General features: G+C 67.8%; 27 protein-coding genes. 3 read left to right on the top strand and 24 right to left on the bottom strand.

Annotated features, from left to right (window positions below; all coding sequences use genetic code 11):
• From Hbl1158_RS10105 to Hbl1158_RS10035, 15 genes are all read right to left on the bottom strand, one after another.
• Complete coding sequence (locus Hbl1158_RS10105; protein WP_234297122.1) at positions 1–294, bottom strand: hypothetical protein; 294 nt, start codon at positions 292–294, stop codon at positions 1–3.
• On the bottom strand, positions 281–547 hold the full coding sequence (locus tag Hbl1158_RS10100) for a hypothetical protein (RefSeq protein WP_234297121.1): 267 nt from the start codon (positions 545–547) through the stop codon (positions 281–283). The genes Hbl1158_RS10105 and Hbl1158_RS10100 overlap by 14 nt, the downstream gene beginning before the upstream one ends.
• A gap of 252 nt (positions 548–799) precedes the next feature.
• Entirely contained in the window at positions 800–1,003 is a 204-nt protein-coding gene (locus Hbl1158_RS10095) for a hypothetical protein (protein ID WP_234297120.1), read from the bottom strand.
• A gap of 36 nt (positions 1,004–1,039) precedes the next feature.
• Positions 1,040–1,576 (bottom strand): hypothetical protein, encoded by a 537-nt coding sequence (locus Hbl1158_RS10090; protein WP_234297119.1) that lies wholly within the window; start codon positions 1,574–1,576, stop codon positions 1,040–1,042.
• A 135-nt stretch (positions 1,577–1,711) separates the two neighbouring features.
• The gene (locus tag Hbl1158_RS10085) at positions 1,712–1,984 is read right to left on the bottom strand and encodes a helix-turn-helix domain-containing protein (protein ID WP_234297118.1); all 273 of its coding nucleotides are present in this window, start codon (positions 1,982–1,984) and stop codon (positions 1,712–1,714) included.
• A gap of 232 nt (positions 1,985–2,216) precedes the next feature.
• Entirely contained in the window at positions 2,217–2,468 is a 252-nt protein-coding gene (locus Hbl1158_RS10080) for a hypothetical protein (protein ID WP_234297117.1), read from the bottom strand.
• A complete protein-coding gene (locus tag Hbl1158_RS10075) occupies positions 2,465–3,088 on the bottom strand; it encodes a phage N-6-adenine-methyltransferase (RefSeq protein ID WP_234297116.1) in 624 nt (207 codons plus the stop codon). Before Hbl1158_RS10075 ends, Hbl1158_RS10080 begins: the two co-directional genes overlap by 4 nt.
• Positions 3,081–3,584 carry a hypothetical protein gene (locus tag Hbl1158_RS10070; RefSeq protein ID WP_234297115.1) on the bottom strand — a complete coding sequence of 168 codons (504 nt, stop codon included), beginning with the start codon at positions 3,582–3,584 and terminating at the stop codon, positions 3,081–3,083. Before Hbl1158_RS10070 ends, Hbl1158_RS10075 begins: the two co-directional genes overlap by 8 nt.
• Entirely contained in the window at positions 3,584–3,892 is a 309-nt protein-coding gene (locus tag Hbl1158_RS10065; RefSeq protein WP_234297114.1) for a hypothetical protein, read from the bottom strand. Before Hbl1158_RS10065 ends, Hbl1158_RS10070 begins: the two co-directional genes overlap by 1 nt.
• A 190-nt stretch (positions 3,893–4,082) precedes the next feature.
• Positions 4,083–4,697, bottom strand: coding sequence for a hypothetical protein (locus Hbl1158_RS10060; RefSeq protein WP_234297113.1), 615 nt, complete (start codon positions 4,695–4,697; stop codon positions 4,083–4,085).
• Positions 4,698–5,813: 1,116 nt separating this feature from the next.
• Positions 5,814–7,127 (bottom strand): ABC transporter ATP-binding protein, encoded by a 1,314-nt coding sequence (locus tag Hbl1158_RS10055; protein ID WP_234299515.1) that lies wholly within the window; start codon positions 7,125–7,127, stop codon positions 5,814–5,816.
• A gap of 125 nt (positions 7,128–7,252) precedes the next feature.
• Positions 7,253–8,317: an ABC transporter ATP-binding protein gene (locus tag Hbl1158_RS10050; protein ID WP_234297112.1), complete on the bottom strand. Its 1,065-nt coding sequence runs from the start codon at positions 8,315–8,317 to the stop codon at positions 7,253–7,255.
• Positions 8,317–9,771: an ABC transporter permease gene (locus Hbl1158_RS10045; protein ID WP_234297111.1), complete on the bottom strand. Its 1,455-nt coding sequence runs from the start codon at positions 9,769–9,771 to the stop codon at positions 8,317–8,319. The genes Hbl1158_RS10050 and Hbl1158_RS10045 overlap by 1 nt, the downstream gene beginning before the upstream one ends.
• Before the next feature lie 6 nt (positions 9,772–9,777).
• Entirely contained in the window at positions 9,778–10,824 is a 1,047-nt protein-coding gene (locus Hbl1158_RS10040) for an ABC transporter permease (RefSeq protein WP_234297110.1), read from the bottom strand.
• An 87-nt stretch (positions 10,825–10,911) separates the two neighbouring features.
• Entirely contained in the window at positions 10,912–13,065 is a 2,154-nt protein-coding gene (locus Hbl1158_RS10035; protein WP_234297109.1) for an ABC transporter substrate-binding protein, read from the bottom strand.
• Between the two features lie 207 nt (positions 13,066–13,272).
• Between Hbl1158_RS10035 and Hbl1158_RS10030 the strand changes: the two genes are divergently transcribed.
• Positions 13,273–14,238: a metallophosphoesterase gene (locus Hbl1158_RS10030; RefSeq protein ID WP_234297108.1), complete on the top strand. Its 966-nt coding sequence runs from the start codon at positions 13,273–13,275 to the stop codon at positions 14,236–14,238.
• 3 nt (positions 14,239–14,241) lie between these two features.
• Positions 14,242–15,255 (top strand): carbohydrate kinase family protein, encoded by a 1,014-nt coding sequence (locus Hbl1158_RS10025; protein ID WP_234297107.1) that lies wholly within the window; start codon positions 14,242–14,244, stop codon positions 15,253–15,255.
• Between the two features lie 29 nt (positions 15,256–15,284).
• Here the strand turns inward: Hbl1158_RS10025 and Hbl1158_RS10020 are convergent, their stop codons facing one another.
• From Hbl1158_RS10020 to dph2, 7 genes are all read right to left on the bottom strand, one after another.
• The gene (locus tag Hbl1158_RS10020; RefSeq protein ID WP_234297106.1) at positions 15,285–16,094 is read right to left on the bottom strand and encodes a BtpA/SgcQ family protein; all 810 of its coding nucleotides are present in this window, start codon (positions 16,092–16,094) and stop codon (positions 15,285–15,287) included.
• 296 nt (positions 16,095–16,390) lie between these two features.
• Entirely contained in the window at positions 16,391–17,290 is a 900-nt protein-coding gene (locus Hbl1158_RS10015) for a hypothetical protein (protein WP_234297105.1), read from the bottom strand.
• 124 nt (positions 17,291–17,414) lie between these two features.
• Entirely contained in the window at positions 17,415–19,142 is a 1,728-nt protein-coding gene (locus Hbl1158_RS10010) for a hypothetical protein (RefSeq protein ID WP_234297104.1), read from the bottom strand.
• 135 nt (positions 19,143–19,277) lie between these two features.
• Positions 19,278–19,724, bottom strand: coding sequence for a universal stress protein (locus Hbl1158_RS10005; protein ID WP_234297103.1), 447 nt, complete (start codon positions 19,722–19,724; stop codon positions 19,278–19,280).
• Between the two features lie 80 nt (positions 19,725–19,804).
• Complete coding sequence (locus Hbl1158_RS10000) at positions 19,805–20,665, bottom strand: MBL fold metallo-hydrolase (RefSeq protein ID WP_234297102.1); 861 nt, start codon at positions 20,663–20,665, stop codon at positions 19,805–19,807.
• 355 nt (positions 20,666–21,020) lie between these two features.
• Positions 21,021–21,587 carry a hypothetical protein gene (locus Hbl1158_RS09995; protein ID WP_234297101.1) on the bottom strand — a complete coding sequence of 189 codons (567 nt, stop codon included), beginning with the start codon at positions 21,585–21,587 and terminating at the stop codon, positions 21,021–21,023.
• Positions 21,588–21,642: 55 nt separating this feature from the next.
• Positions 21,643–22,680 carry a diphthamide biosynthesis enzyme Dph2 gene (dph2, locus tag Hbl1158_RS09990; RefSeq protein WP_234297100.1) on the bottom strand — a complete coding sequence of 346 codons (1,038 nt, stop codon included), beginning with the start codon at positions 22,678–22,680 and terminating at the stop codon, positions 21,643–21,645.
• A 111-nt stretch (positions 22,681–22,791) separates the two neighbouring features.
• Between dph2 and Hbl1158_RS09985 the strand changes: the two genes are divergently transcribed.
• On the top strand, positions 22,792–23,817 hold the full coding sequence (locus tag Hbl1158_RS09985) for a PhzF family phenazine biosynthesis protein (RefSeq protein WP_234297099.1): 1,026 nt from the start codon (positions 22,792–22,794) through the stop codon (positions 23,815–23,817).
• Positions 23,818–23,823: 6 nt separating this feature from the next.
• Here Hbl1158_RS09985 and Hbl1158_RS09980 read toward each other — a convergent pair whose 3' ends face one another.
• Together Hbl1158_RS09980 and Hbl1158_RS09975 are read right to left on the bottom strand one after the other, a co-directional pair.
• Positions 23,824–24,843: a sodium:calcium antiporter gene (locus tag Hbl1158_RS09980; protein WP_234297098.1), complete on the bottom strand. Its 1,020-nt coding sequence runs from the start codon at positions 24,841–24,843 to the stop codon at positions 23,824–23,826.
• 72 nt (positions 24,844–24,915) lie between these two features.
• A complete protein-coding gene (locus Hbl1158_RS09975; RefSeq protein WP_234297097.1) occupies positions 24,916–25,542 on the bottom strand; it encodes a transcriptional regulator in 627 nt (208 codons plus the stop codon).
• Positions 25,543–25,551 lie beyond the last annotated feature (9 nt).

Raw genomic sequence — 25,551 nt, 5'->3', positions numbered from 1 at the left:
TCAGACGAGATCTTGGTCGACGTCGTCGACGGCCGTGTCAGGTCGGACGTGTTCGAGCCAGTACCACGCGCCGAACCCGAGCAGCGCGAACACGAGGTTTGCGGCCGTCGCGAGCAGCGTCGCGACGCGCGGGCCGGTCCACGTCGCGGATGTGAGGAGCCACAGCCCGGTGCCGATACCGAGGAACAGGAGGACGTACTCGGTGAAGTCCTCTTCGCGCGCGAGCTCGAAGTACAGCGCCGCGCAGATCCAGACCGCGCCGGCGATGAGCCCGAGCGTCTCAACCACCGTCATCGTCGCCCTCGTCTGAACTGGTGGCCGCGCCCTCGATCGCGCCGGCAAGGGCATCGGTGATGAGTGGGCGGAAGTGCTCGAGACCACGTTCGATCCCCAGCAGCGCGACGATGAGCGCGAGGATTGCGGCGCGGTCGGCGGCGCGAAGGGTGGTCTCTGGGTCGACGGTACTCCAGGCGATGAGTCCGAACAGTCCTAACGCGAGGACGAGCGCGAGGAGTGTGCGGAGTTGCTTGGTACTTGGCAGTCGCATCCATCATGGGCGGGTGGACAGGTGTCCGTTGGGTGGGGTCACAGGACGATACGAAGGACCGCGTCGGGGAGTCGAACCCCGGCGCTCCGAGAGGAGCGTGACTGTCACGCGGTCGGGGCGGCCGGCCGATGTGATCGTGACGAGACTGGCCGGAGAGGAGGTGACGCGCTGGGTAGCGCGGGCCGGCCGGTTGGTGAGCGATGCAGTCCCCTCCTGCCTCGTGGCGAGGGCAGTTCAAACGGGGGCGCTCGCTCAGTACCGGTCAGGGATCGGCTCAGCCTCGGTACGCGTCGTCCGGTAGATCGCGCCGGCGACGTACACGCGGAGGATCGGCTCGGGACCACGCACGTCGCCGGCGGGAATCTCCTCGCGGACGGTGCCCTCCAGGACCTCGTCGCCGAACGGGAATCGCACGGTGAGGTGTGTCGGGTCGGTCGGCCATGCTGCTCCGGACATGGTGGTGTACCGTGGTCTCGACGCGAAGCCGAGGGGTTACGCCGTGTGGATGACGGCGTACTTGGTCGCGACGCGGAACGTCTCGGTATCCAGCCCGCGCGTTCGTGGGTCGCGACGGATCGTGCGGACGGCGTCGGCGAGGAACGACTCATCGATGTCGACGCCGACCTCCTGCAGACGGTCGGCGAGCGTCCGGGCGAACGTGACTGCCTGGCGTTGGGACAGCGTATCGTCGAGTGCGCGCCCCGACTGACTCCCGCACGTCTCGCAAAACGTTCGCGGGGCGAACACGCCGTCGGCGACCTCGCCATGTCCTGGGACGCCGTCCTCGACGCGTGTGTCGAGTCGTCGCTCGCGAGTCCCGACCGCGCCGTGGGCGACGGTGATGTGCTCGACCTCTTTGATCCGCGAGAAGCAGTGCGAGCAGACGCCGGCGTTGTGGAAGGCAACACGGTCGAAGACCGCGGCCGGCGCGAGGTCTTGCTCGGTCCCGTTGACGGTTGCCGAGACGGTGTCGGTCGGCGTCGCTGTCGATCGAGGTGTGGATGTGGCTGTGGTGCTGGTGGTGGACATCCTGGGTAAGAATGGACCGCGAGCTATCGGGCCAGGGCCGCCGATCATCCCTGAAGTGGCGACGGCACTGTTGGGCTATACGACTTGCCTCGTACACGGTGACCCAACGCTTAAATAACGGCGATAGCGGGAGGGTTACCCGCTATCTGGGGGTGGGGGTGCGGTCTGGGTCGCCTTGAAGCGGACGCGACGCGCGTCGGAGAGCGACGGATGCTTGCTGACGAGGTCGTGCTCGACGAGTTCGCGACATCGCCGTCGCACTGTCTCTTTCGGGAGTGCCGTCCGCGTTGCGATCGCATCGAGTGTGAGTGGTTGTTCTGCCTCCTGGAGGATCAACAGCACGAGTTTGGTGCTCGGCGGGAGATCCTCACGGAGACCGTCGGGAAGCTTCAGCGCGATCACGTCCATGCCTCCAGCGTTGTGGTCGCCGGTGCATCGCGACGCCGGCGACGGGCCCGAGCGAGGAGATGCGGGATCGCCTTGGCGACGTAGCAGTCGTGACGCCGTCGGCGACCATCGACACAGACTGGGCAGAGACTCCCGTCCCAGCTGTAGTAGTGGCCGACACCACCGCCGTTTTTGTTCGCGTCTGGGTGGTCGGCGTGGGGTGCGCCGCAGCGGCGGCAGCGACGATCGTCGGTCATCCGGACACCGCCCCCAGGACAGCCTCTCGTGCCTCGTCGCGATCGTCGATATCGTGTCGATCCATCGCGCGCTCGATAGCGCAGTCGAGACACCGGCACGTGTGGGTGTCCGGGAGATCCCAGTTGTCGTTGCGCTCCCAGACGGCCGGGTTCTCGCTCTCGAAGTCGCCGCAGTACTCGCCACACTCGGCGCACCGCGGCGGGATCTCGTGGAAGTCCGGGTTGCCTGGGTAGCGTGTCGTCGTCACGCAGAGTCACCTCTTTGGGCCGCTGCGACCAGACCAGTCTGAATGGTTGGCTGGTAGACCCCGCGGCCATCGATGACCGTGCCGATCGAGTCGAGAACGTCGCGGTAGGCTTCGGCGTCGTCGCCGTAGACCGGGATGAGGATACCGAATGACGGGTTCTTGCCGCCGCCGTCGAACGAGAGTCGACCAGGGCCGTAGAAGCACACGATCTCCGCAGCGAGGACGTGCTCGTGGAACCAGCCGGCCGAGGTGTCCGACGGCAGCAACACGACCACCGAATCGACGGCATCACGGTTCGCCTCCGCGCGGCACTTCGAGAGCCATTGTTCTTTCGCGCTGGCGTCGCCGTTGGACGACCACGGTGGGTTCACGAAAACGTCGCCGTGCCACGCCTGCCGGAGCCCGTCGTCTTCTTCGGTGTAACGCGTCGGCGCGATCGGCGTGGCCTCCGCGCCCGAGCACGGGTCAACATCGAATCCGTCGACGGGCTGAGCGAGCCGCCGCCAGAGTTCCGACGGCGTTCCGTACTCATTGTTTGACGGGTCCTGCTCAGCCTGCATCATCGGTCCGTGGTGCAGGTCCTTCTCGTTATCAGTCTCGTCTACAGACGGATCACTCACCGTCACCACCTCCGTCGGTCGCGACAGCGAAGTCCTCGAGTCCGCTCGCCTCCGACTTGCCGACCGACTCCTGCTCGCGCTCGTAGCGATCCGTCCCGGGCGTCGGGCCGCGCGGCGTCGGTCGCGACGGCCGCTCGACGTCCACGCTCTCGTCCCACTCTGGGTGAGCAGCGCGGACGCGCTCGCGAACGGCGGCACACTCCGCGGGTGAGAGGCGCTCACCCTCGGCCTCCAGCGTCGCGATGCGGTCCTTGAGGCGCTCGATGATAGCGTCACGCGGACCGCCATCCGAACCACGACCGAGGCGGCGCTCGACTGCTATCCACGCGCGGGCGACCGCGATGTAGTCGATACCACAGATGCGACCGCGGATCATCATGGCGCGCTCGTCCCACGGCCCGTCGAGATACCGCGCCGGATCCTCGCCGATGTCCTCGCGGAGAGTCGGGAACGTTCGCCGGTCGCTCTGGTCCGCTGGGGAGTGCTCCGACGGCATCACGCACCCCCGTGGACGCTGTCGTAGCCCAGTTTGCGGAGGACTCGCAGCGGGTCGTTCTCGTCCGAGTGCGATCGGCTGTCGCCACACGCCGTCGATGAACACTCGGTCCGCTCCTCGATCTCGGTCGCTCGTTCGCGAGTGACCTCACGGATCGTGCTGTCGGTCTGGGCGAGCAGGTGGCAGTCGCGACTCGAGTGGTAGATCCGCCGGGACGAGGTCTGCGCGTTCGTGACGAACACCAGCTCGTCCGCCGTTGTCTCGGTCGTATCGTCCTGTGCTTCGGGTCGTCCGTTGGATGCTGACATCGTGAACCTCGTGTGAACTCGTTCATCACACGGGATCGGCGAGATGAACGGACCGAGACCGTCGAAATCGCGACGCTTCGCGACGCTTCTGTCGACGGACCCGTTGCTAACCGACCCCTGCTAACTATAAATTACACAACCGCGTTTGTTGGGGAATACAAGGGCGGTGGAAGTCCTCGCGTCCAGATCATCAGTCGGCCACCCCGACTGCCGCAGATCCTGTGATGAACTTGTTCACGGCCGCCGGATCGTCGTGAAGGACATCGAAGTCGATGAGGACGCCCTTCGTCGGCGCGTCCTGGTCGATCGCGCGTGACTGGGCAGCCGGGTCGAGGGCCCAGTCAAAGCCGTCCGGGCCGACCGTTCCGTTCTCACCGTCGCCGTCGATCATGTCGTCGACGAGGTCGTACGCGTAGCGGCGCGAGACACCGGCCGCGCCTTTCACGTTCTTGCGAGTGACGGTGATCCGTGACTGGTCGGTCTCCCGCGCCTGGTCGGCGTAGGTGACGACAGCTGCGATCTTCTGCTCTTTCGAGGTCTTGTTCGAGCCGATGTCACCGAGCCGGTCGACCGTCTCCTGGATCGATTCGTTCTCGTGTTTGAGTTCGTCGACCCGCTCTTCCAGACTCTCGATGCGCTGCAGCGCGGCGAACGTCTTCTCGACTGGGCCAGCATCCCGACCGAAGTCGAACTCTCCGATGTTGCTCACCAGCGCCTCGAACGCGTATGCTGTCGCGTCCTCCTCGATCTCTCCCTCCTCGAGGAGATCGTCGATGCGGCGAGCCTTCTCCAGCTCGTACGTCATCGTTGACGCACCCCCTGTTTACGAGCTGCGAGGAAGCGGTCGGGCTCGACAGTCCGACAGTAGGGGCACTCGTAGGAGCCGTCTCGAAGACGTCGCTCGGGCGGGATGATTCTCCCGCAGCGAGAACACGACGGCGACCTGGAGGTCGCCATCACTTCTCACCCTCGCTATGCCTTGCAGGTTCGGTGTTTCTCAAGACCTGCAAGACTTGCAGGCGCTCGCGAACTTTATCTACTGCTCTGAAGTGGCGCGAAACCGCTTCTAAAGCATCGCTAGCGGTCCGAGAGAGTAAGACACTAATTTTGGATAGTGAATCTCGATGTGCGTGGCTCAAAATTGGCTATACAGGCGAATCTACCGGAATTTGAGGCTAATTTAGGGTTAAGGCCGAAACTACTGATGATGCATAATTTGGTCTGTATATTGTGTTCATAGTAACGACACGATATTGATCGGACGGGCTGTCTCGCGATCGCTCGGATCGTCCTTCGTGACCGTGCCGACGACCCTTGAAGCATCGAGCGTCTACTGTCCTTGAAGAATCGCGTGTTGCTCTCAGGTAGAATCGTGACGTATCCCCGTACATATCGACCCAATCGGTTCCGTCCCCGGGGATCGGGTCGTTTCGCTTCCATTCCCGGGACCGAGCCGCGCCGGTGACATCCTCCGGGTATCGGTGATCGTCGCCCGGACCGAGTGGGTCAGCTGTATTAGTCCCCGTATCTCCGTGCTTCACTCCCGCCCGTGCGGTCGTCTTCGTCGGCGACACGCTCGGTTGTGACTGCCGATCGAATCCGACCGAGACGACGATTCGCGGAACCGAGCGACTGATCTTCGGCGTGTGTCGAGCGTTACCGGACCGCGAAGACCCGCGCGGGCGACGCTCACGGACTTCGAATACTGTTGTTCGGTGCGGCAGCGGTATGGATCAATCGGCGGCCAATTCGTTGTCCGTTCGGAAGCGGCGATTCGGGTCGGACTGCGATCTCCTGTCGTCAGCGCGGGATCGAGTTCGTTCGACGCCAGTCTCATAAACTCCATATCGCGATATCCAAACGACGCGGTTCGGACTCACGAACCGCGGGTCGAATCGCAGAAGAACGTCGCGAGAGGCGGTCAGTCGTCGCGGTGGGCGTATCGACGGTCGATGACCTCGCTCGGCGCGTCGTACCCGTCCTGGTGACGGACACACCGGCTGATGCGCCCGTCGTCGTCGATGACGTGCGCCTCCGGGCGTTCGCGGTTACACACCGATCCGAACGCCTCCCGTAGTACGGCGGTCGCTTCCTCGTCTTTGCCCTGGCGGGCGAACTGTATCGCGTCTTTGAGGGCCGTTCGGGCGTCGTCGGTGAGCAGCGAGTCGTCGGGACCGGCTTCGACCTCGTCGTCGCCCGGATGCCAGCCGAACAGATCGGCGACCACCTCGTCGACGTCGGCCGCGTCGGCCGCGAGCCCGAGTCGCTGCTTCAGCCGTTCGGTGACGCCCGTCTCGGCGTTCGTCCGCTGACGCAACACCGAATGAAGCGCGTCGATGCGCTCCCACGCGTCCTGTGAGAGGTCCTCGAACTCGTCTGGACGGACCTTCGCCGGACAGCGTGTGGAGAACCGACAGCCCTGGGGCGGGTCCCGCGGCGAGGGCGGCGTCCCCTGCAGCGTCACGCGGTCGCGGTCCACGCCGGTGTGGCTCCCCGGAATCGCCGACAGCAACGACACCGTGTACGGGTGAGACGGGTCGTCGTACACCGACTCCGTGTCGCCCAACTCGACCACCTCGCCGAGGTACATCACGGCGACCCGGTCGGCGATGTGCCGGACGACGCTGAGGTCGTGCGCGATGAACAGGTAGGTGAGACCGAGTTCCTCCTGCAGGTCTTCCAGGAGGTTGATCACTCGGGCCTGAACGCTCACGTCGAGCGCCGACACAGGCTCGTCGAGCACGATGAACTCCGGTTCGAGCGCGAGCGCGCGCGCGATCCCGACGCGCTGACGCTGCCCGCCCGAGAACTGGTGCGGGTAGCGGTAGTAGTGCTCTTCGTTGAGGCCGACGAGATCGAGCAGCTCGAACACGCGTCGTTTCCGCTCGTCGGGGGTCCCCCAGTCGTGGGCGTCCAGCGGCTCCCGGACGATCTCGCCGACCGTCATCCGGTCGTTCAGGCTCGCCTCGGGGTCCTGAAACACCATCTGTGCGTCCCGCTGCCACTCGCGGAGCTGTTTCCCCGAGAGGCGCGCCACGTTGCGCCCGTCCGAGACGACCTCGCCGTCGGTCGCGTCCTCGAGGCCGAGGATCGTCCGGCCGAGCGTCGTCTTCCCGCAGCCGGACTCGCCGACGAGCCCCAGCGTCTCGCCGCGGCGGATGTCGAACGAGACGCCGTCGACCGCCTTGACCGGGTCGTCGCCGAGGAATCCGTCGTTGTCGTAGTACTTCTTCAGGTCACGGACCTCGACGAGAGGGTCGTCGGCCGTGACGTCCGAGTCGGTCCCGACGGTCGACTCGACAGATCGACTCGCGTTGAACTCGCTCGCCGTCTCCGACTCCGCCGCCGCGTCGTTGTGGCTCACACGCGATCACCTCCATCGGCGACGGCGTCGCCGTCAGGGGTTCCCTCTTCCCGGGGATCGCCGGCGTCGAGGTCGCGATCGTACTCCTCCTCGTGGAGCAGACACGCGGCAGTATGGTCGGGACCGACCCGGATCGGCTCCGGATGGACGCGGTCGCAGGCATCGAACGCCTCCGGACAGCGATCGGCGAACCGACAGTCGGTCGGCTCGGTTGTCGGGGTGGGGACCTCGCCGCCGATCGTCGGCAGCCGGTCGCCGGAGACCGTCCGGCCGGGGATCGACGCGAGCAGCCCTCGCGTGTACGGGTGCTGTGGCCCGTCGTACAGTTCGTCGACGGGAGCCGACTCCACGATCTCGCCGGCGTACATGACGTTCACCCGATCGGCGGTCTCCTCGATGACGCCCATGTCGTGGGTGATGAACACGATCGCGAGGTCTTCTCGGTCTTGTAGGTCGTCGAGCAGCTCCAGGATCTGCGCTTGGATCGTCACGTCGAGCGCGGTCGTCGGCTCGTCACACACGAGCAGGTCCGGATCGCACGCCAGCGCGACGGCGATGACCGCCCGCTGGCGCATCCCGCCGGAGAACTGGTGCGGGTACTCGGTAACCCGTCGTCTGGCGTCGGGGATCCCGACCGACTCGAGCAACTGGACGGCCTCATCGCGGGCCTCCTGGCCCCGCAGCCCCTGGTGGATCCGCAGCGTCTCGCGGATCTGATTCCCGACGGTGTACACCGGGTTGAGCGAGTTGCTCGGGTCCTGGAACACGATCGAGATGTCGCCGCGGTGCGTGTCCCAGTTGTCGTCGGTCAGCTCGTTCCCGCGGAACCGGATCGAGCCGGACTCGATGACGCCGGGGGAGTCGATCAACCCGAGGATCGACCGTGCCGTGACCGATTTGCCCGAGCCGGACTCGCCGACGATCCCGAGGGTTTCGCCCTCCCCGACGGCGAAGGAGACGTCGTCGACCGCGCGTATCGTCTCCTTGTCGGTGTGGAAGACCGTCGTCAGCCCCTCGACCTCGAGGAGCGCGTCGCCGCCGTCGGCCCCGTTCGGTCGCATCAGGCACCACCCCCGCGACCGCTCGCGGCGTTCTCGCTTTCGGCGTCGGACTCGGGGTCGATAGCGTCGCGAACGCCGTCGCCGAGGGCGTTGAACCCCGTCACCACGAGCGTGATCAGGATTCCCGGGATGAGCGAGATGTGCCACGAGGCGGTCGTCACGTAGTCCTGCCCCGCGTTGACCGCTCGTCCCCACTCGGGCGTGGGCGGGTTGACACCCAGCCCGAGGAACGAGAGCCCGGCGATGGCGATGATCGCCCCGCCCAACGTCATCGACCCGTACACGAGCACGTAGCCGGTGATGTACGGGAGCATGTGTTTTCGCATGATCGCCGTGGGCGTCTGTCCGAACGACTTCGCGGCGTCGACCCACTCGCGGTTCGACACCTGCAACGCCGGGCCGCGGAACGACCGCCACATCGCCGGCCAGCCCGTGCCCGCGAAGATCAACGCGAGCACGAACGCCCCCGAGTATATCTTCCCGACCCACGTCCCGGAGAGGATCACGGACAGCATGATGAGCAGGAGCAACTGCGGCATCCCCATCACGGCGTCAGAGACGAGTACTGCGCCGAGGTCTATCTTCCCCCGGTAGTACGCCGTCACCAGCGCGAGGACGATCGCGATCGACACGGAGAGGCCGACCGACACCAAACCGATGATCAACGAGATCCGCGACCCGTGGGCGATGAACGTGAACAGGTCCTTTCCACTCGGTAGCGTCCCGAACGGGTGGATCCGGCCGTAGTCGTCGTACTGCATCGGACCGACGTTCTCCTGTGGCGTTCCCTGGGACTGCGATCCCAAGTTCGCCTGCCCGACGGTGACCGTCTGCGTGCCCCCGTCTGCCCAGTAGGTCACCTCGTGCTGGTAGGGGTTCTCCAGGTTCGCCGCCGTCGTCGTGGGACTGAGCGCCGGCGCGAACAGGACCATCACGAAGAACATCGCGACGACGGCGACGCCGAACAGCCCCCACTTGTGGCTCCGGAACCGGTCGATCACGTCGTCACGCGGGGTCCAGTCGGCGATCCGGTAGTGGGTACGGTACCGCTCGTAACCGACCCACAGCCAGCCCAGCGTCGCGAACGAGTACGCGTAGATGAGCCCCGCCCGAAGCAGCCACGCCAGGTCCGGCGATAACCCGAGGAACGTCCCGACGTAACCGCTCCCGTCGTAGTACCCTCGGTTCGGGATCGTCTCGCGGGAGAGCAGCGTCGGGACGGCGTCGGCCGCCCGTTCGAGCGCGAGCACGGCCGCAGGGGCGGCGACCCCCGGCAGCGCGGCCGCGGCGTCAGCGAGCGCCGCCGCCAGGAACTGCGCAATTGCTCCGGCCTGGAGCGCGAACAGCACGGCGGCCACGGCCAGCCAGGTCGCCGCAGGGCGGGGGTTCGCGGTGATTCGATCTCGAAGCGGTGCGGCCTCGCCATCGGTGAGGGTTCTGGTTGGTGTCGCCATATGATATCAGGTCCCGTCGTAGCCCACGCGGGGGTCGATCAAGGTGTAGAGGATGTCCTGTGCGATGTTGATGGTGAGCATGAGCACGATGAACACGAACATCAGCGACCCGACCAGCGGGAGGTCGCCCTGTATCGCGGCGTCGAAGAACAGCTTCCCCATCCCGTTGATCCCGAACACGGACTCGACGAGGACGCTGCCGCCGATGAGGAGGAACGCCTCCGTGGTGATCACCGGAACCAGCGGGACGAGCGCGTTCCTGAACACGTGCTTCCAGACGATCGCTCGTCCGGGAACGCCGCGTGCACGAGCGAAGTCGACGTACTGTTCGTTCTTCGTCTCGAGGACCGCGGTCCGCCCGATACGCATCTCGTTGCCCATCGACGCCGAGCCCAACACGAGCGCGGCCGGCAGGATCTTCTTGATCGCCGCGAGCGTCTCTCGCGGCTGCGTGAAGAGGGCGAGCGGGTCGCCGGCCATGTACGAGAGTCCGGGGTTCCCGGTCACACCGGAGGGCAAGTCGATCAAGAAGGTGTCCCAGTCGAAGCCGAACAGCGACTCCGAGCCGACCAGCAGCGCGAGGAGGATCACCGCGAGCCAGAAGTTCGGCATCGCGCGCCAGACGATCCCCGAAACGGAGGCGATGTAGTCGGCGACGGAGTTCGAGCGGATCCCGGCGTAGAAGCCCAGCGGTACGCCGATGCAGATCGCGATGAGCACCGACCAGAAGCCGAGCCAGACGGTCCGCGGCAGGAAATCGAGCACCAGCGCGCCGACGTTAGAGCCGGTGTACACCAGCCACGTCTGTCCGAGATCAAGCGTGAACAGGTTCCACATCCAGTCGACGTAGTGCTGTAACGGGGGTTGATCGAGGCCGAGTTCGGTCCGGGCCGCCTCGTACTTCGCCTCCGTGAGTCGTTCGTTTCCGCTCAGGAGGTTGGCGGCGGGGTCCACGGGACCCTGGTAGATGATGAACCAGGTCATACTGGTTCCCAACCACAGGACCGGGACGGACATGAGGACGCGCTTGACGATGTATTTCAGCCGGTTCATGTGTTTCGGAGGTCAGGGGGTCTCGTTGGTCACTTCGATCGCACTACAAAAATACTGTTGAATCGAGGAGGCCGGCGCTCGGTCGTGTCAGTTGCCGTCCTGGTCCTGGAGCGTGAGGGTGTTGAACGTCTGGTTCTCCATGGTCCCGGCCATGCGGACGTTCACCCGATCCTGCCAGAGCCGCTGGGAGACGGAGTGAACGAGCGGGAGTTCCTGGACGGCGGCCCAGTTGACCTCCTCCTGGAAGTAGTAGACCTCGTCGCGTGCACGGACCGCATCCTCGCCCGGTCCGCGGTTCTCGAGGTACGTGTCCCACTCGCGGTCCGACTCCGGCATCAGCGGGTCGAACTCCGCCTGCGTGGACTCGGCCTCGCCGTAGTTGTAGCCGGCGTCGTTGATCGCTGATTCCAACTCGTCGGGAGTGACGTCCTCGATCGCGACTCGGACCTCGTTGTTTTCGGTGTCGACCTTCACGTGGTCCTCGGGGAAGTCGCCGTCGAGCTCCGCGTAGACGTTCGAACCGACGGTGTCGCCGTCGTCGCCGTCGAAGTCGACGTCCGAGCAGACCACCTGGTAGGTCCACCGAGTGAACATCCCGCTGGGGTTGTCGTACGGCGGGATGAACCGGAGGAAGTTGTCCGACTCCGGCCACTCCATCCCGTCGCCCAGCGAAAACATGTCCATCGCCCCGTCGAGGGCCTGTCCGATGATCGTCCCGAAGTCGGCCTTGACGATGTTGATGTCGATGTAGGCGGCCGTCGCCTTGTCGCGCAGCGTCTGAGCGATGGAGTCCCAAGCGCCGTCACCGGAGAACACGGTGAACTCGACCTCGTAGGGGTCGTCCTCGCTGTAGCCGGCCTCCTCCATGATGCGCCGGGCCTCGTCGATCCGTGCTTCGCCGACGCCGTAGGGATAGCCGTCCGAGAACTGATCCATCCGGTTGCGGTGCCCGTCCTGGTAGTGTTTGTTGTAGTTCTCGCCGGGGTTCTCGCCCTCCCGGGCCATGAACGCGCCCGGCGGCGTGAGGTGGTACGCCGCGGGCTGGAGCCCCTTGTACACGTCCTGGGAGATGCGCTCCTGGTTGATCAGGTGGGCGATCGCCTGCCGGACCGGCTTCGGGGTCCGCGCGGCGTTGAAGACGAGGTAATCCGTCGACAGCGTCGGAGCCTCCCCGTAGTTGACGGTGGTTCCGTTGTCGAGTTCGTAGGTGCCCGTGCGATAGGTACCGCGGTCGCGGTCGATGGACCGCCGATCCGAGTTGAACGCCGCCGTCGGCATTCCCTCTAGGAGGATGTCGAGGTTCCCGTTCTTGAACCGGGAGAACCGCGTCTGCTGGTTCCCGATCACGGTGTAGACGATTTCGTCGATGTACGGCCCCTCGCCGTAGTAGTCCTCGAACGCCGACAGACGGATCTGGTCGCCCTTGCTCCAGGCGTCGATCTGGAACGCCCCCGTACCCGCGAAGAACGGGCCGTCACCCGACGTGGAGAAGTACTCGTTGTACTCGTACTCACCCTCCCACATCAGGCCGTCGACGCCCTCGTGGTCCTCGTAGTCCTTCGGGTACGCGACCGCGCCCTCGGGGATCGGGGCGAACGTGCCGCTGGCGATCTGCGACATCGTGCCCGTGAACGGGGTCGCCATCGTGAACTCGAAGGTGTAGTCGTCCACCGCCTCGACGGCGAGGGTCCCGGGGATGTACGCCGAGACGCCGTCCAAGTCGTCCTGCTTCTCGTGGTCGATGGCGAACGTGTCGCCGACGATGTCGTCGGCGTTGCGGGTCTCCTCGGCACCCGCGAGCCGCTCCCACGAGTAGACGAAGTCCTGCGCCGTCAGTTCGTCGCCGTTGTGGAACTGGACTCCCTCCCGGAGCTGGAAGGTGTAGGTAAGCCCGTCGTCTGAGACCTCGTAGTCCGTCGCGAGCCCGGCGACCGGCGGGAGGTCGCCGTTCTCGAACGCCATGAGCGTGCCGTTGTACTGGTTATAGCCAGCGCCCGACCCCTTGGCGTTTATCGGGTCGAGCGTCTGGACCGGACCGTTGGAGGCCAACTGGAGGGTTCCGCCGGTGTACTCCCGCTCGGATTCCGGCGTCGCTGTCGCCGTGTCCGTCGAACTGGGTGTGTCGGCCGCGGTATCGGTCGATTGTTCGTTCGGTTGGTTCCCGGAGCAACCCGCGAGCGCGGCCGCCACGCCCGAGCCTGCCGCCGTGAGGAAGCGTCGCCGAGTGGTGTCCTCGGACATCACGTGGATACGAATGGTGATGGACAAAATAACTTGTCATCCGCGTCCATGTGGTGGTATCCAGTACTACGTATCCCTCTATAATCCACGTCTATGCATTCGACATGAACGTCAGTTACTGATCGGCCGATTGAGCCTGATCCCGTCGGCGTGGGACTCGGCGACCGCGACCGGGGGCGTTTTGGTCCGGGTGTCCCACGGGGCGATATGGTCGCTCCCCTCGATCGCGACGGATCGCCGTCCGGATCGCTCATGGCCAGCCTCTCTCGGCCGACCGCGGACGAACGCACGCGGCTCGCAGTCATCGCCGACCCGCACCTCTCGACGCGGGAGTCCGGGACCTCGAAGCTGTTCGAGCACACCGAGACGCACGTCGCCAACGCGGTCGCCGACATCGCCGAACGCGACGTGGACGCGACGCTGTGCGTCGGCGACATCACGAAAGACGGCGAACCGTGGAACTTCGACCGGTTCGACGAGCTGGCGACGGGTCTCGACGCCCCCTTCTATTCGATTCCCGGCAACCACGACGTACCCAAGGAGGGGTACGACCACGAGAACCTCCCCATGGCGGAGTTCGCCGAGCGCTACACGCCCGAGGGCGAGGGGTTCCCCTTTCACGTGGAGATCGGCGGAGTCGACGTGCTCGGGCTCAACACCGCCGGTACCGAGGAGTGGCTGTACGACTCTCACGAGGGTCGCGTCACCGACGAACAGATCGACTGGCTCGAGGAGACGCTTCCGTCGGCGGACGCGCCGGTCGTGCTCGCACACCACAACCTCCCCGCGATGTCCGAGCAGGTCCACGAGCACCGCGACCTGGCCGAGCCCGACATGTTCGTCCCCCCGGAGATGGACGACCCGGAGCCGTTCGTCGAGACGCTGACCCGCCACGACGTGCCGCTGCTGCTCACCGGTCACCTCCACATGCCCTCCGCGGCGAGACAGGGGCCGACCCGCGAGCTGATGATGCCGACGACGTGCTCGTTCCCGCAGGGGTACTGCCTCGTCGACGTGGGGCCCGAGGGGACCGAGGTCCGGTTCGTCCCGGTCGCGGACTTCGATGGGATGGTCGTCGGCCACCGCGAGCGCTCGTCGGACTCGGTGACGGCTCGCGGACTCACGGCGATGGCGGCCGCGCGACTCGCGCAGTTCCCGCTCGTTGAGGAGTGAGCGATGGTCGCGTCCGATGACGCCGGCGACGGCGACGCCGTCGGTTCCGGTGACACTCCCGACTCCGGTGACATCCCCGCATCCGGCGACACCCCTGCCGTCGTGAGCGTCGGCGCGGCCACCGTCGACCGTACGTACCCGGTGACGAACCTCCCGGCGGCCGACGGCGGCGCGTACGCCCCCGCCGTGGAGGAGTCGTTCGGCGGCGTCGGCGCGAACGTCGCGTTCGCGTGCGCCCGACTCGATCGGTCGGCCGGGCTGATCGCCCGCCTCGGCGACGACGAAGTCGGCGCACGCGTCGCCGAAAACCTCGCGGCGCTTCCGGTGAACGACGCCCGCATCCGGCGGCGAGACGGAACGAGCACACATTGCGTGATACTCCGTGACGGCGACGGGAAACGGAGCATCGTCACCGCGGGTGAATCCGCCAGGCGTCTTCGCCTCGACGACGCCGACCGGGGCTACCTCGCAGACGCTGACGCCGCCTTCCTCACGGCGTACAACCCTGATTCGGTTCACCGCGAGGCGCTCGATATCGCGGACCGCGCCGAAGCGCCGCCGTTCGTGTTCGACCTCTCCGGGCCGTTGGCGGAGCTCTCGGGCCGCGGTGCCCGCGAGGAGACCGTCGACAGGTGGGTCGAGTCGGCCGCGCTGTTCGTCGTCGGCGAGGTAGCGGCCGAGTCGTATCTGGGCTGTACCGGCGGGGAGGCGGCCGAGACGCTGCGTGAACGCGGCGCATCGCGAGTGGCGGTGACGAGCGGCGAGGACGGCGCTGTGCTTGCGGACGCTGACGGGCTGTACGACCTCCCGGCGTTCGACGTGTCCGTCGTCGACGAGACGGGTGCGGGCGACGCCTACGTCGCAGCGCTCGTGGATCGGTGGATCCTCGCGGACGCTCCCGCCCGCGAGGCCGGCCGGTTCGCCGCGGCCGCCGGCGCGCTGAACGTGACGGAAAACGGCGCACGGGGCGGGCTGGCGACCCGGACGGAGATCGAATCGTTCCTCGCGAACCGGTAGCTCCGATTCGCCGCGCCCTCTCGGCTTCTCTACGAGCGAGCGGACGTGACGAGTTCCCGCACCCTGTCCTCCGAAACGGGATTTCCGACGTCGCCGTCCTGCTTCAACGCCGTGCCGACGATGACGCCGTCGGCGAGCTCGAGGATCTCCCCGACAGTATCGGCGGTGACGCCGCTACCGACGAGGATCGGCGTGTCGAGGTCGTTCGCGTCGCGGCGCTCGACGGCGTGAGCGAGGTCGGAGCGGTCCGTCTCGTGACCGGTGCCGGTGCCGCTGACGACGACGGCGTCCGCGAGGCCGCGCTCGACGCCGTCGGCGACGGACTCGGCAGTGAACCCCCGGGCGGCGATCGGCGCGGAGTGTTTCACGTCGTGGTCGGCGAGCACGGCCACGTCGGCGTCGAGGCGCTCGCGCAGGCGCATGGTCTCGTGTGCGGTCCCGTCGATGACGCCCTGGTCGGTCACGCGCGCCCCCGTGTGGATGTTGATCCTGACGAAGTCGCCCCCGGCGGCGGCCGCGACCGACACAGCGGCGTCGCCGTCGTTGCGGAGGACGTTCACGCCCACGGGTACGTCTACCGCCTCGACGACCGCTCGGGTGGCGCGAGTCATGCTCGCGACGACGTGTTTCGGAACGTCGTCAGGGTAGAACGGCGCGTCGCCGAAGTTCTCGACCATGATCGCGTCGACGCCGCCGGCGGCGAGTCGGCGGGCGTCGCGCTCGGCCGCCTCGACGATCGCATCCCGGTCGCCGTCGAACCTCGGCGCGCCCGGCAGCGCCGGGAGGTGGACCATTCCGACCACCGGCTGCGTCCCCTCGGGGAACAGCGAATCGAACATACCCGCCGATTCGGGGGTTCGGGGGTAGCTCTGACGGTTCGCGGCCGTGTCGGTCGTCCGCGTGGTCAACGGAACGCAGTCGTTTAAACTCCATTTCGCGATATGAAACCGGACAGGTGGGACGACACGGCTCTTGCGCGATCGGTTCGAGCGCGACACGCGAGAACGGGGATCGCAGCTGCTGCTTCGGCAAATTCCGACGTGAGACGGCGAGGGGTGACTGAGGAACCTGGGCGAGTGGTGACCGGGAAACGGAGCGACTGGCGAGCGCCGAGCGGAGCCGCGACGGCCTCCGACTACTCCGGCGAGAGCGCCGTCTCGACGCCCTCCGCGAGTGCGATCTCCAGCGAGCGCGTCGTGCGCGTCGCCTCCGCTTCGTTCTCCAGGAGCACCGTCTCGCTGGGGAACAGGTCCTCCCCGAGCACGAGTCCGTGCTCGCGCGCGGTCCCGCCGGTGACTGTGAGGTAGACGCCGATCCCGGCCTCGCTGATCGCCGCCTCCTCCTCCTGGCCCGGGTCGGGGTAGACGAACGACACGTCCGCGAGCACGTCGGTGCCGAGGATCGCCTCGACGAGTCGCTCGTAGCGCGGGGAGATACACAGCGGTCCCTCGTAGTCGGCGAGGAACGCGCGATCGAGGGCCGTCCCCGCGGGAGCGACCTCGGGGGTGGCCATCAGCGTGTGGCGGACGGTGTCGCCCAGACCGGTTGCGATACGAACGTCGGTGTCACGGGGGTCGATCCGGGCGTTCACGTCGGCCAGATCGGACAGCCCCGCGGACTCGATGCCGACGACCTCCTCCAACACGAGGTCCGCGGAATCGAACCCCAGCGCGAACTCGTGCGTGCGAAGCGCGCGGAACGGCTCCTCGCGGCCGACGAGGCGTACCTCGGTGCCGTCGACGACGACGGTCGCCGAGTCGAGGACGATCCGCCGGGGGTGGCCCTCGCGGTCGTCGCGAACCAGCGTGTACTCCGGGCCGCCGCCCGCGGTGTCGCTGTAGGCGGCGAGACGGTCGTAGACGCCGTCTGCGGCGGTCTTCACTCCCTTGGTCACCGCCTTCTCGTAGCGCAACGTCGAGGAGATGTCGTCGGCGAGCGTCGCCGCGTCGTCGCCGGCGACCGCCGCGAGTCGTTCGAGGGCGGCCTCCAGCGGACGCCCCTTGCGGGGGACGGCAACGGAGACGGGATCGCTCATTGGCGAACCGTCGAGGTCCCCGTGCAAAAGCGGCGCGTTTCGTCCGAGCGCTTCCGGCGGTCCGGTTCCGCCGGTCCGGTACGGCCGACCCGGTCAGATCGGGATCGAGTCCGAGAGAGTCTGGTCAGTTGTCGTCCGCGCCGTCCGCATCGTTCTCGTCCGCGTCGTCCGCGTCGCTCTCACCCGCCCCGCCCGCTCCCCCCGGCCCGAACACCGACGAGAGCCGCTCGCGGAACTGCTCGAACTCCGCGAGTTCGTCGTGGACGGCCTCCATCTCGGCGCGCATCTCGGAGATCTCGTCGTCGACCATCGCCGAGACGGACTCCATCTCGTCGGCGAGGTCGCCGAGCTCCTCGCGCACCTCCGCGACCGCCTCGTCGTCGTCGGCGACCTCCTCGGCCAGCTCGTCGAGTTCGGCGCGCACGTCGGCCAGCGACGACTCCAGGTCGTCAGTCGTCTCCTCGAGGTCCTCCCCCAGGTCGTCGACCGTCCCGCGGATAGAGTCGACCTCATCGCTGACGGAGTCGACCTCATTACTGACGGAGTCAATCTCTTCGCTGGCGGCGTCAGCAGCCGAGCGCGCTGTCTCCGCCTCCGCACGGATCGACTCGCGCTCGTCGGCGGCGTCGTCGAGTTCCGTCCACGTCTCCTCGACGGACTCGTCCAGTTCCTCCAGGTCGGCCTGCAGCCCGTCCATCCACTCCTCGGCCGTGCCGTTCTCGTCGATGAACTCCTCGAGCGCGTCCGAGTACGCCGCCACGTCCTCGACTTTCGACTGGAGCCGGGCGATCCGCGCGTCGACGCTCGTCGAGTGGTCGAGTTCGAGCTCCTCGGTCAGCGTCTCGCGGTCGGCAGCCGAGACGTCGCCCGCGCGAAGCTCCTCGGCCAACGCGGCGGCGACGCCGGTGGTTCCGGCGGTTCCGGCGGCTCCGGCAACTCCAGCGGCCGCCGCCGGTTCCGGCGGCTCGTCCGATCCGTCCGCCTCGTCGAGGTCGGTCTCGTCTGCGTCCGCGGTACCGGAATCGTCCTCGTCCCCGGCGAGCGGGTCGTCGATGTCGATCTCGTCGCCGTCGCCCTCGTCGGCATCGACCCCGTCGCCCTCGTCCGCCCCGGTCTCAGCGGCGTCGGCCTCGCTCGCGAGGTCGTCGGCTTCGTCCTCGCTCGCGGCGAGTGGGTCGTCGTCGTCAACACCGTCGGCGTCACCGGGGTCCTCGAGCCCGAGCGGATCGTCGTCGAGCGGGCCGTCGTCGAGCGGGTCGTCCGCGAGCGCGTCGCGCTCGTCGGCGGACTCGTCAGCATCCTCGTCGTCGGTCGCCAGCGGGTCGGGGTCGCCGGCGTCGAGGTCGTCCTCGGCGGCCGCGAGGTCGAGTCCGTCGGCGTCGTCCTCTCCCTCGTCGACGGCGTCGTCGCCCGCGAGCACGTCGCGAACGGCCTGCGAGGAGTCGTCGCCGATCACGTCGGCCACGTCGCCGACGGGGTCGTCGTCTTCGGTCACCTCCGCGATCGTCGGGTCGCCCAAGAATCGCTCGCCCTCGTCCGGGTCGTCGGTTCGGATCCCGTAGACGGTCACCACCTCTTCGCCGGGGGCGAGCCGGCGGCGGTACTCGACGCGGTGGTCCTGATAGGCCGTCCAATGCTCGGACTCGTACTCCGGATGGAAACCGATCCGGTCCATCGGGAAGTCCTCCGGGATCTCGTCGACGAGTCTGAACTCCACCTCCTCTTCGCGGTCCGATCGGAGGGTGAACTCGACTGCGGGGACGGGGAACTCGTCGGCGGTGAAACGTTTCTCGACGGCGACACCGTCACCCTCGACGGTCACGGTGTCGTGGACGTCCGACCCTTGGCTCATGGGTACACGCAGCCGCAGGTGGGATAAAAAGCCACCGGGCCGATTATCGACTTCTGTGGCCGGGACGTGGGCGATTCCGGCGGCGACGGCGGCTCAGTCGCCGGGGTAGGTTCCGCCGGTCCCGGAATCGGTTCGTCACTCGGTGATCACGGTGACGGCCATCTCGGCGTCGAGGATGATCTTCTGGGTGTCGTCGCCGAACAGCGCCTTCCCGGTGGGCGAGCGCTTTCGACCGGCGACGAACAGGTGATCGCAGCCGCGCCGGTCCGCCTCCGCGAGCACGGTCTCCGCGCGGTCGCCGACCGTGCCGACGGCGTCGTAGTCGATGTCCACGTCCGAGAGCACCTCCCGTCCGATGTCGGAGGCGTACGACCGTGCGCCCTCGACGGCCTGTCCCACGCTGTACGTCGAGTCGCCCCGGGAGATGCGCGCGAGCTCCTCGCGCTCCTCGTCGTACACGTCCTCGTCGGTGACGTGCAACAGCGTCAACTCGGCGTCGACGCCGGCGGCGAGCTCTCCCGCCTCCCGCGTCAGCGCCTTCGCCGTCTCCGTCGGACCGACAACTGCCAACGCGTGATCCATATGCTCCGTCTGTCGTGAATGGGTGAAAAATCCTGAGGGTCCGTCGCCGGTGTCGCCGATGTCGTCGCGGACGACGCCCCTCAGAGGTCGAGTCGGTCGCCGATCTCGACGACGTCCAGCCGACGGGGGTACTCGAACCCCCGGACGTGTTCGTGGAGCGCGGTCGGGTCGGCGGTGAGGCCCTTCCACATGTCCCAGTGGCTCGGGAGCAGGCGGTCGGCCCGCAGCGCCTCGGCGACCTCGACGGCCTGGTTCTCGTCGCAGTACCACCGCGTCCGCTCGGGCTCGCGGGTCCGCTTGTCGGGGACGCGTCCGACGGAGCCGAACGCGACGACCGCCAGGTCGATGTCGTACGACTCGCCGAGGTCGTCGAACCCGTCCCGCGGCTTCGTGTCGCCGCCGTGGAAGACGGTCACGTCGCCGTGGCGGAGCACGTACCCGACGGGGTGGGTGGCGTCGGGGTCGTTGACGCGGACCACGTCGACCTCCACGCCGCCGACCGCGAAGCTGTCGCCCTCCGCGACCTCGTGCAGTTGGTCGTCGGTCACGTCCCACCCGTCGGTCCACGCCTCCTCGTCGGTCACCGAAAGCGAGTCGTCGGCCGCGTAGAAGTCGGCCCCGGAGTTCGCGAGGATCGGTGCCTGCGAGGGGCCGTGCGTGTGGTCGGTGTGCTCGTGGGTGGCCAGCACGGCGTCGGCGTCGTACACGTCGTGCGGGTCGAACGGCACCGGGATCATCCGGACCGTCCGCGGCGGGTCCCCGAGCCCGACGTACGGATCTATCCAGACGCTCGTATCGTCGCTCGCCTTCAATACGAAGCCGTTACAGCCCAGATACCACACGGCGAGCCCGTCCGGCTCGGCCGCCTCGATCGTTCGCGGGAGCCACTCGCCCCAGTCGGAAGCGATCCGCGGGTCGCTCGGGTCGCGCTCGTCGCTCATACGGCCCGGTTCCGAGAGCACCGGGTAAGCCTTGTCGGCTCGCTCCCGCGGTAGCGACCGACTTCCCGGCGGTGGCGACCGACCCGGTCCGTGGCCCGACTCCGTCGAGGCCGGAAACGAGCGTGTAACTATCACCCGTGGTATCGTGTCCCGAAAGCATATGCCCGAGAGCACGAACGGGGAGAGCATGGACGCGAGAGTCGATCGAACGCTGTGGTTCGCGACCATGCGCGACAACATCGCCGAGTACGTCGACAGAGTGGACGCGCAGACGTTCGAGCGACCGAGTTGAGGCGGGCCACACGAGCGAACTGACGAGGTCCGGTTCACACCCGGCGGCGACCCGGTCGGACCCTCACCCGCGGACGGACCGATAGAGGTCGTGACCGACGACGCCGACGCCGGGGAGGGTGACGACCCAGGTCGCGAGCCCGCCGATCACCGGGATCGCGCCCATCAGCCCCACCGCGAGTGATCCGGCGAGCACGGCGGTTCCCGACGGACGCTCGGAGTCGGTGAGGAGCGCGCCGACGAGGACCACCGCGACCGCGGTGCCGGCGACGCTGACCGCCGCGAGGACGAGCGCCAGCGGAATCGCGACCAGTATCCCGATGATCGTGATCGCGAGCACGACGACGGCGACGAGGCCGCCGATGCTCACGAGGAGCCCCCAGACGACGGCATCGCCGGGATCGTCGCGGATCTCCGCGATCGTATCTCCGGCGTACTCGGGCGCGACCGCGACGAGGATCCCCGCCAGGACGAGGTTCACGACGACGCCGCCGACGAAGCTGAACGTCAGATCGACGGCGACGCTCCCGGATCCCGGGTCGCCGACGCCGGACTGTGCCGTGACCGTGCCGACGAACGCGAGCGCGACGCACGCGCCGACGGCTCGGGGGATCGAGCGTGTGGAGGGCATCGTCGGAGACGCCCGCGCCGACGACGAATAGCTTGTGATCCGCGTGCGGGTCAGCTCACCACGTCCCGTGGAACGTGTCGAACTCCAGGTCCTCGAGCGGCTTGTTACCGACGGCGATCTCGTACTCGCCGGGGGTGAGCATCGGCTTGTGGAACTGCGGGCCGTCGTCGGTCGTGATGCGCGGACAGCCGGTGTTGACGAACGCGTCGAAGTCGAAGTTGCGGAGGCGGTCGGGCGTCACCTCGTCCATCGTGATGAGGTGGGCGTTGTCGTTGTTCTCGACGATCTCCTCGGCCTGGTCCCACCGTCCCTGCCCGATCTTCGTACAGAAGATGACGCCGAAGGTGTCGGCGTCCATCGCGCGGTGAACCGCGCCGTAGCGCTGCTTCAGGAACTTCTCGGTGTCGGCGATCGTGACGACGTTGTTGACGGGGTCGCCGATGACGACCGTCTTTTCGGGGTGTTCCATCGCGAGTCCGAGCGGGTGGAACTTCCCCCCGCCGACGTAGAGGACCTGGTCGGCGTCGATGTCGGCGCTGGCGTAGTTGCAGCCGAGCACCTGCCCCTCGTGGGTGAGGCGGTCGTCGCCGCGGCGGGTGTGGACCTCGTAGCCGCGCTCTTCCAGCCAGTCCACCATGTCGCCGAAGAGGTTCATGTGCTGGGCGGTCGTCACCAGTCCCACGTCGGGGTCGTCGTCGGGATCGGCGAGCTCCTCGAGGGACTCCTCCATGATCGGGAAGGGGTCGACGTTGGAGAACAGGGGGACGTAGATGATCTTGTCCGACTCCTTCATCGGCGAGTGACCGAAGTGGACGAACACGTCGCACCGGCGCATCAGGAAGGTGTCGAGGTCGCACGCGCCGTAACACGGCTGTCCCGAGATGAGGTACGTCACGTCGTCGGTCAGCTCTCGGAGGTCGTCGGCGACCGCGGGCGCGCGGCGCTTCAGCCCCTCGGGGAACTGGAGGCCGACCTTGTCGGCGTCGCGCTCCTCGACCGCTTCGACGATGCGGTCGAGTTCGTAGTCCCACTCGCGGTCGTGTTTGAGCGACATCCCCGTGTTGGTGAGGTCGCCCTCGCTCCGCTGACTCATTGCGCACCGGTAGCTCCCCGAGGCGGTTAAGAGACCCGCTCCGGCAGGCCCCGCGAGAGTCGCTGTCACGCCGCCGATACGCCCTTGACGCCGGCACGCGGATTCCGAGACATGGACGATCGTCCGACCCGCGACCGTCGACCTCGCGTCGCCGACGGCGGCTCCCCGTCGATCCGGGGACTTCGGTACCACGTCGTCGACGTGTTCGCCCGCGACGGCGAGCGATTCACCGGAAACCAGCTCGCCGTCTTCCACGACGCCGCTGACGTCGACGCCGAGGAGGCGCTCGCGCTCACCCGCGAGACCAACTTCTCCGAGTGCACGTTCGTCGGCGACGAGACCGACGACGGCCGCGCCGTGCGGATCTTCGACCCGGCCGAGGAGATCCCGTTCGCGGGTCATCCGACGCTCGGCACCGCGGCCGTCCAGCGCGAGCTGATCGGCGACGACGAATCCGATCGCCTCACTCTGAACCTCGGGGTCGGCCCGATCGACGTGTGGGTGGAGGAACGGACCGCTGACGGCGACGGGGTCGACGGCGACGAGGTCGGCGACGGGACCGACGGCAACGACGAGACGCCAGACGACGGGCAATCCGGCCACGAGGAGTACTGGATGCGCCAGGTCCCGCCGGAGTTCGGCGAGACGGTGCCCGCCGACGTGATCGCGCCCGTGCTCGGCCTCGATACCGCCGACGTCGACGAGTCGGTGCCCGTGCAGGCGGTGTCGACCGGGCTCCCGACGCTGGTGGTGCCGCTCGCGTCCGTCGACGCCGTCGGGCGGGCCGCGACGACCGAACCGGAGTACGCCGAGTTCATCGACGCGTTCGGCGAACACAACGTGCTCGTCGTCGCACGCGGCGGCGTCGACGGCGGCGACCTCCACGCCCGGGTGTTCGCCGACTACGCCGGCGTCCCGGAGGACCCCGCGACGGGATCGGCGGCGGGCTGTCTCGCGGGGTGGCTGCTCGAACACCGGTTCCTCGGCGACGGCCCGGTGTCGGCGACGGTCGAGCAGGGCTACGAGATGGGTCGCCCGTCGAGGCTTCGACTGCGCGCCGAGCGAGACGCCGCCGGCGACCCGGTCGTCGAGGTCGGCGGGGCGGTCGTGCCGGTCGCGGAGGGGCGGGTGCTGTAGCTCGGCTCAGATGCCGGGCACCAGCGCGGTGACGCCGAGCGACTCGAGCACCATCCAGACGAGGAACACGCCGTACAGGCTCAGGAGGCCGACCGCCTCGGGTCGGTTCAGTTCGAGGTCCGTGCGCGTCACCACGAGGAAGCCGAGCGTCGCGACGGTGAGAAAGCCCATCATCGGGACGGCCGTCCCGAAGTTCAGGTCGACCGTGCCGCCGGGCACGAGCAGGACGCCGACGGGGATGGCGACCAGCAGGTCGAACGTGTTGCTTCCGAGGACGTTCGCGAGGCTGGTGGGGCCGCGGCCGGCCTCCGCGGCGCGCACAGAGACGACGGTGTCGGGGAGGCTCGTCCCTGCGGCGACGACGGTGAGCCCCCAGACGGCGGAGGGAACGCCAAGCGCCGTCTCGAACGCGAGCGCCGCCTGCACGAGCGCCTCGACGCCGACGAGGATGGCGACGAGCGACCCCGCGAGCAGCGCCCACTGGCGCACCGGGTTCACGTCGTCCACGCCGGGGGCGTCGTGGTCGGAGACGTCCTGCGACTGAATGAACAGGTAGACGCCGTACAGCGCGAGGGGGATCAGCGCCAGCGGACGCGTGAGCGTCGCGGTGAGGCCCTCGCCGGTCGGCTGCGGCGCGTAGATCACGCCCAGCGAGAAGGTGAGCAGGAGGACCGCGACCGCGAGCATGTAGAACTGCGTCTCCTTGTACACCACGTCGCGATCGGCCTCCAGCCCGCGGCCCCGGAGCGCGCTCCACCCGGGGATGACGAGGACGTTGAACACCGCCGAGCCGACGATCGCGCCCACGCCGAGATCGAAGTCGCCGTGGAGCAGCACCGACACCACGACGCTGGTCAGCTCCGGGAACGACGAGCCGATCGCGGCGATGACGGCCCCCTGAACGACCGCCGGCAGGCCGTAGTGTGCGCCGAGGCGTTCGCTCGCCGCCTCGAGCCTGCCGCCGGCGACCCACACGATCGCTGTTCCGACGACGGCCAGCCCGACTGCAGGCAGTAGCGACACCATACGCGAGCGGCGGCCGCGGGGACCAAAAGCGGGGCGGAACGCGCCGGCCGACGACCGCGGCGTCGCCGCCGGCTACGCGATGTCGCGGGAGGTGTCGATGGCGACGCGCTCCTCCAGTTTCAGCTTCACCGTCTCATCGAGCGCGCGGCCGCCGCGGAACTTCGGGATAGCGAGGCGGTTGACCACGTCGCTGCCGCGGATCTGGGTGTCGAGGTCCCACACCACGTCCGCGACGTGCTCGGTGACCGCGCGGTTGGCCGGCTCGTCGCCGCCCTTCATCGCGTGGAGGAACGCGACGCTGCCGGTGTTGACCATCGCCGTCTGGAGTTCCGAGAGGAACCGCCGGTAGCGCGCTCGCTCGCTCCGCTCCAGCGGATCGAGCGCGTCGATCACGAGGTTCGCACCCTCGGGGAGCGCGCCGACGAGCCGGTTCGCGGCGTCGAGCGGGGCGTCGCCGCCGACGTCGCGGACGGTCGGGTCGCCGACCCGCGAGCGCGTCCGGTCGAGCGCGTCGCTCACCGCCTGATCCGAGCGCAGCGTCGTGAGGTACAGCGTGGCGCGCGCGGCCGTGAGCTCGTACAACAGCAGCTCCGACTGGCTCGCCGGATCCGCCGAGAACAGCACGATGCTGCCCGCGGGGATCCCGCCGTCGAGCCGGCGATCGAGCACCTCGATGCCGGTCGGGAGCCGCTCAGCCATGTCAATACG

Origin of the sequence: Halobaculum sp. CBA1158 (genome assembly GCF_021431925.1) — an archaeon.
Classification (GTDB): domain Archaea; phylum Halobacteriota; class Halobacteria; order Halobacteriales; family Haloferacaceae; genus Halobaculum.
The sequence above is the reverse complement of the archived record's forward strand: the minus strand, read 5'-3'. Positions and strand labels throughout refer to the sequence as shown.